The organism is Patulibacter medicamentivorans (assembly GCF_000240225.1).
Lineage (GTDB): Bacteria > Actinomycetota > Thermoleophilia > Solirubrobacterales > Solirubrobacteraceae > Patulibacter > Patulibacter medicamentivorans.
In genome coordinates, this window is record NZ_AGUD01000156.1 from 1 (window position 1) to 1,112 (window position 1,112).

The window sequence follows — 1,112 nt, forward strand, 5'->3', positions numbered from 1 at the left end:
CCGCGACCAGCGCCCGCGAGCCGCTCGCGTCGACCGCGACCGCGGTCACGCCGGCGCCGCGCTCGAGCGTGATCGTCGCGCCGCGGGCCAGCGATCCCGGCTCGAGGACGACCAGCCGACGTCCGCCGCCCGCGACCACCCGTCCGCTGGCCGTCGCGACCGCCAGGCCGCGCGGCGTGATCCCGGTCGGGCGGCTCCCGCCGACCGCGCCGGTCGACGGGTCGACCGCGACGACGCCGTGACCGGCACCGACGTAGAGCTGAGCGCCGTCGCCGCCGAACGCCAGCGCGTACGACCGCCCGGGGACCCGCGCGGTCCGCTGCGGGGCCAGCGATCGCAGGTCGAGCAGGCGCACGCGGGAACTGCCGTCGGCGAGCGCGACCGTGCGAGCCTCGGCACCGGCCGGCGCCAGCAGCGCGACTGGTCCGAGCGCCCCGACCGCGGTCAGCGCGAGCGCGCGAGCGAGCCGGGGGCGGACGCGGGACGGGAGCACCACCATGTCAACGTCAACCCCGCGCGCGTGCGCTTGTTGCGGGCGGGCCCGGTCTGCAATCCGCCGTTCGTCCCGGGTCGCGGCGAGGAACGCGGGCGGCGGGAACGAACCCCGGGCCATGCGCCGCCACGTCCTGCTGCTGGGTCTCGCCGTCGCCGGCGGGCTGGTCGCCGCCCCGTCCGCCTGGGCGGTGGCCGGGACCGATCTGCTGGAGCCCGACGCGGGCACCGAGACGGCCGCGACGGCCCAGCCGGTCGCGCTCGGCCCGGTGATCGAGCAGCAGGTCGTCCTGGGCCCGGCCAGCGTCCGCGACGAGGACTTCTTCGTCGCGCGCGGCACCGCCGGCGCGCTCGTCACCGTCCGCCTGCAGCACCGCGGCGAGGTCGACGCCCGCCCGCTGACGCTCGGTCTGCCGCGGACCGCCGGCGGAGCGATCCGCTGGCGCCGGGCGCGCAACGGCCAGACGATCGTCGCCCAGGCCCGGATCGCGGCCGACGGCCGGCTGCTGCTCCAGGTCCGCTGCGGGGCGGCCGCGGCCGCCTGCGCCGCGCCGGGAGCGATCCCCTACCGGCTGCGGGTCATCAGCGGGGCGGCCGGCAGCGGCACCGCCGCGACCCGC

General features: G+C 79.6%; 2 protein-coding genes. One reads left to right on the top strand and one right to left on the bottom strand.

What is annotated here, in order from left to right; translation table 11 throughout:
- The coding region (locus PAI11_RS10660; protein WP_211656582.1) for a YncE family protein at nt 1–493 on the bottom strand (493 nt) is incomplete at its 3' end.
- Between the two features lie 118 nt (nt 494–611).
- Between PAI11_RS10660 and PAI11_RS10665 the strand changes: the two genes are divergently transcribed.
- A partial coding sequence (locus PAI11_RS10665; RefSeq protein WP_040599837.1) for a hypothetical protein occupies nt 612–1,112 on the top strand: 501 nt, incomplete at its 3' end.